This is a genomic window from Deltaproteobacteria bacterium (assembly GCA_016931625.1).
In the GTDB taxonomy this organism is placed as follows: Bacteria; Myxococcota; XYA12-FULL-58-9; order XYA12-FULL-58-9; family JAFGEK01; genus JAFGEK01.
Genome location: JAFGEK010000196.1, coordinates 1 through 4628, shown reverse-complemented (window position 1 = coordinate 4628; position 4628 = coordinate 1). Strand labels below are relative to the sequence as shown.

The window sequence follows — 4628 nt, the reverse complement described above, 5'->3', positions numbered from 1 at the left end:
TATCTACTCAGGTATTCAGAAGACAGAATTCAGAATAAATAACAAGTCGAAAAGATTAAAGATTTTTCCTAAATAGCTTTAAAACTCAACATTATATGCTTGTAGTGTCTTACAAGTTCATCAATTGAATATGGCTCATTTTCAAGTGATTTTTAAAAATTCTGAATTCTGACTCCTGAATTCAAAGATACTTGAGTAGTTATGACTTATTAATATATTATATATCAATGAAGCTGTAATATATTTTATTGAATTAGTTGTATTGTATTGATTTCTATAATTTATAAAGTATTTTGGCAGTTTATTTGTTGATATGATTACTTACGCAAATCTTCTAAGTGCTCTTCGACTGCTTGCATCTCCGTCTTAAGCTCACCGAGATAATCTTCAAGTTCAGCAATAATTTCAACTTTGGTTTGAAAACGACGCACAAAGCCGTCATCGCTATCACCACAATAACTGTCATCACAATAGCATTGATCATCGCAACAACTAGATTTTGGTCTGCAACTACACATGATTAAGCCTCTCTTCCTGATGGGGGCATTAGCAATATTATTGTTGGTTCGCAACTATAGTCATGTAGTCAAGTAAAAGATGTGTAGAATGATGAGGTTTTCACGGGGATGACAACCAGAATGCAATGAATTTAGTGGCAGACCCTAGCTAAACAAAAAACTCGATCTTAGGGTTAAAAGTACTAATGTAACCTCTCGATTTACTAGTCAGGGGGTGTCCCTAAATGTTGGACTTAAGAGATTCACGAAAGCCACGTAAACGATGGCCGCGCGCTTGAGTAAAAACCATGCGAAAGGCTTGCTAGTGGCAAGTCGCAGGCAGGATTTCTGCGAGCACGTGGACGTAAGTAGCTGATTTCGTGAAGATCGACGGGAGACATTTAGGGACACCCCCAGGTTTGTATTGCAAATTATTATGATAATTCATTACTTGCATTGTTTACAGTCACTAGGGTCGTCTTTTGATTTTTGCGAGCCTACAGAACTGCGATGGTCATTTTTTGTTGTTGCTGCAATTTTGCTTTGTAAAAATAATACTATTTCATTATGACCCTTTTCTTTAGCTGCATCCAACGCTGTCCATCCATTGTTATTCTCAGCATTTACTTCGGCGCCGTGATCTACAAGTAGTTTAACTATCTCTATATTACCATTTTGTGCCGCCACCATCAGTGCTGTTATACCGCTGTTATCCTTAGCATTTACATTTGCACCTTTATCAACAAGCAATTTTGATAAAGCCGGATAACCCTTTTGCACCGCTAATATTAATGCAGTAATCTGATAAATGTTTTTTGCATTTACATCAGCACCTTTAGTTAAAAGAAGTTTGGTCAATGCATAAAACCCGCCTTCTGCCGCTGTCATTAAAGCGGTGCTGCCATCATTATTGGTCATATTTACTTTAGCGCCGTAGTCAATAAGCTGATTTGCTACCTCAAAAATTCCGTATCCCACCGCCACCATCAAAGCAGTGCTGCCATCATTTTTCTTTGCATTTACCTCTGCACCTTTTTGTAAAAGCAGCCGTACTAAATCAATATAACCTTTTCGCGACGCAATCATTAAAGCACTATCACCATATTTTTTTTGCTCATTTATATCAGCGCCTTTAGTTAAAAAAAGCTTGGCTAACTCAATATTCCCACTTTCTACCGCCAACATAAAAGGAGTGTCACCACTGCTATCTTTCACGTCTAACTTAGCACCATGTTTAAGAAGTAGCTTTAACACATCAACTCGCTTTGACAATGTCGCCATTTTTAAAGGAGTATCACCAAACTTTGTTTGCGCATTTACATCTGCGCCTTTAGTTAAAAGTAGTTTTATTAACTCAATATTAGCTTTGTTAACGGCCATCATTAAAGCAGTGCCACCGTTATTCTCTTTTACATTTACGTTAGCGCCATATTTAATAAGCAACTCTACCAATTCTATTTTATCTAAAATTGACGCTATCATCAGACAAGTTGCGCCTTCACTCTCTTGTGCATTTACATCTGCGCCTTTTTGTAAAAGCAACTCAACCATCTTGGGTTCACACCTTGATACAGCATAAGACAAAACTGATACTTGGTAATTATCTCTTAAGTTTGCATTTGCCCGCGCCTCAAGCGCTACCCGCGCTTCTTCAGTATTACATTCACTTACTGCTGTTAATAGACGTTGGTTCATCTCTGTAATAGACGATGCCGCAAATGCGCTAATCTCGATATTAGCCACCATCAAGCAAGAAAATAAAAAATATAATCGTTTCATGATGGTGCTCCTTATTCTTAAACAATCGATCAAACAAGCGTCAAACACTAACACTTAATTTATACGCAACTCACCATTACCAACACGAAGCGCTTGCAAATTAATATAAATCTTATATACAACAAACAGCATTATTATATTTATGATAATTGGTAAAATCCATTTTTTATTGGAGATTTTTTAAAAATGCGAAATTTATTTAGTAACCGTGGTTTTTGGGCATTTTTAATGATAGCAATTGCTATTTTAGGCGGATTTTCCGTATATCACGGGCAGTTTAAATTCGTTATCATATATTTACTGCTTGAGCTTTATGCCTTAGCTCGTTTTAAAGGATGGATCCCTAATAAAAGTAGTTCTTAATAACATGATAACAGTTTGGCTATGACCATACGTCGTCCTGCACCTAAATCGATACGAGAACTTGAAATACGTGCACAAGCTTTAGTCGGCCATAATATCGGTGAAGTTGCTGCAGCTTTAGCAATACCACTCCCCGAAAATCCCAAACGCGCCAAAGGCTTTGTTGGCACCCTACTTGAATATGCTTTAGGTGCTGATCCAACCGCACAAGATAATCCTGACTTTCCTAACTTAGAAGTAGAACTAAAATCGATTCCTATATCAACACATGGTCGCCCTGCCGAATCAACTTTTGTTTGTTCAATAAAAATGATTGATGCTGATCAACAAACCTGGGAATCATCTCGACTGCGTCGACGCCTAGGTTGCGTACTATTTATCCCGGTGCAATCAGCAAAAACGGCTCCTTTACCCCAACGCTTATTTGGTCAGCCTGTTCTCTGGCGACCATCACCTGCACAACAACAGTTATTACGAGCTGATTGGGAAGAACTTATTGGTTATATTGGTGCTGGGCAAAGCAACTCATTAAGTGGGCATCGCGGGCAAATACTGCAAGTTCGTCCTAAAGCTAGTACTTCTCGTGAACGGGTTTTAGCCCCGGGCGATAAAGGCCCTGAAAGCGTCCTACCCCTAGGTTTTTATTTACGCGCTTGCTTTACAAACCAAATTTTAATGAATGCAACAGATAAAACTTTGAATAATACAGAAGATCAACAAAGGATTGACTAAAAGCTGATTCTCGCACACAAAGCGTTTCGCCCTAACAGCGGTATGCTAAATATGTCCATGCAAACAACAACTTCTTTATGGCAGCGTCTAATTGCAAAAGCCGGACTAGATTATCTTGCACTTGGCCTATTTTTACTAGTCTTTTCGGTGTTATTAATTACTTATGGCGCCCATTTTCGCTTTTTTGATGGTTCAGTCATTTGGCCTTCGTTAGTGTTATTAGTAATTGCAACTACTCGGTTTTTTACACATCTTCGACGAACCCAAACGCCGACACCCTTACTTTACCATCAAGCAGCACGTGAGGCTCTGCTGGTGGTACGCGATTGGCTACCGCTTATTTTATTAGTATTAATTTATGAAAACTTACGCGGCTTAACCGGGCTAATTCGACCTGATGTTATTGATGAGCATCTCTATAAAGCAGATGTTCTATTATTTGGAGCTGAGCCCACTATCTGGATACAAAAATTTACTAATAAGTGGCTCACCGATTATTTTTCTTTTGCTTATATGCTTTATTTTATTTTACCACTGATACTTGCAACTACTCTTTATTTGCGTAAGCATCGCGAAGATTTTAAAGAATTAATGACCGGTGTGCTGTTAGTACAGTATTTTGGTTTTTTACTTTATATAATTTTTCCTGCTGGCCCACCTCGCTTTACCCTGGCACATCTTTATGAACCTGCAAAATTAACCGGAGCTTTAGGGCTTTATGAATTGACCCATGGTGCTTACGATAGTCTCAACTCAGTACCAGCGCACTCGTCGTTTCCGTCGTTGCATTGTGCTTTATCGTTGACCGCTCTTTTATTTGCTTGGCGTTTTCGTAAAAGTTTCGGTAGCTCAATATTGTTTTGGATTTTCTTACCGCTCGTAGTCAGTCTGTGGATCTCAACAGTGTATTTGCGCCATCATTGGATAGTAGATTGTTTTGCAGGTTTTATTTTAAGTATAATTCTCTTCACCCCGATGCCGTGGCTACGCAAACGCTACACTAAATTTCGTCGACGCGTATTGATTAATTAATAGATTTTTTATTTCGCTACACTCACTACAAACGAAAACTTCTTTAAAATCAAATAATTAAATAATTAAATACCGCAATAATCATATATAACTATTACAAGCATTTATGTTACTAAGTTCAAATATTATTAAATTCAAATATGTTACAAGTATTTATAGATGTCCGCTTCATTAGCACGGGTAGATGTCCGCGTGTTTGAAAACCTGTTATTGTCAAACGGGTCG

Annotated in this window: 6 protein-coding genes; 3 read left to right on the top strand and 3 right to left on the bottom strand. The window is 38.0% G+C overall.

The genetic code is table 11. The features are described 5' to 3' along the window. Positions 1-317 precede the first annotated feature (317 nt). From JW841_16475 to JW841_16465, 3 genes are all read right to left on the bottom strand, one after another. Positions 318-518 carry a hypothetical protein gene (locus JW841_16475; GenBank protein MBN1962530.1) on the bottom strand — a complete coding sequence of 67 codons (201 nt, stop codon included), beginning with the start codon at positions 516-518 and terminating at the stop codon, positions 318-320. Positions 519-760: 242 nt separating this feature from the next. Beyond that, on the bottom strand, positions 761-898 hold the full coding sequence (locus JW841_16470; GenBank protein ID MBN1962529.1) for a hypothetical protein: 138 nt from the start codon (positions 896-898) through the stop codon (positions 761-763). A 46-nt stretch (positions 899-944) separates the two neighbouring features. Beyond that, positions 945-2276, bottom strand: coding sequence for an ankyrin repeat domain-containing protein (locus tag JW841_16465; protein ID MBN1962528.1), 1332 nt, complete (start codon positions 2274-2276; stop codon positions 945-947). A gap of 186 nt (positions 2277-2462) precedes the next feature. Here JW841_16465 and JW841_16460 point away from each other — a divergent pair, with 186 nt between their 5' ends. The 3 genes from JW841_16460 to JW841_16450 are packed head-to-tail and all read left to right on the top strand — an operon-like array spanning position 2463 to position 4403. Then, a complete protein-coding gene (locus JW841_16460; GenBank protein ID MBN1962527.1) occupies positions 2463-2639 on the top strand; it encodes a hypothetical protein in 177 nt (58 codons plus the stop codon). A 21-nt stretch (positions 2640-2660) separates the two neighbouring features. Continuing rightward, the gene (locus tag JW841_16455; GenBank protein MBN1962526.1) at positions 2661-3371 is read left to right on the top strand and encodes a DNA mismatch repair protein MutH; all 711 of its coding nucleotides are present in this window, start codon (positions 2661-2663) and stop codon (positions 3369-3371) included. 57 nt (positions 3372-3428) lie between these two features. Then, positions 3429-4403, top strand: a complete 975-nt coding sequence (locus JW841_16450) for an inositol phosphorylceramide synthase (protein ID MBN1962525.1) — start codon at positions 3429-3431, stop codon at positions 4401-4403. Positions 4404-4628 lie beyond the last annotated feature (225 nt).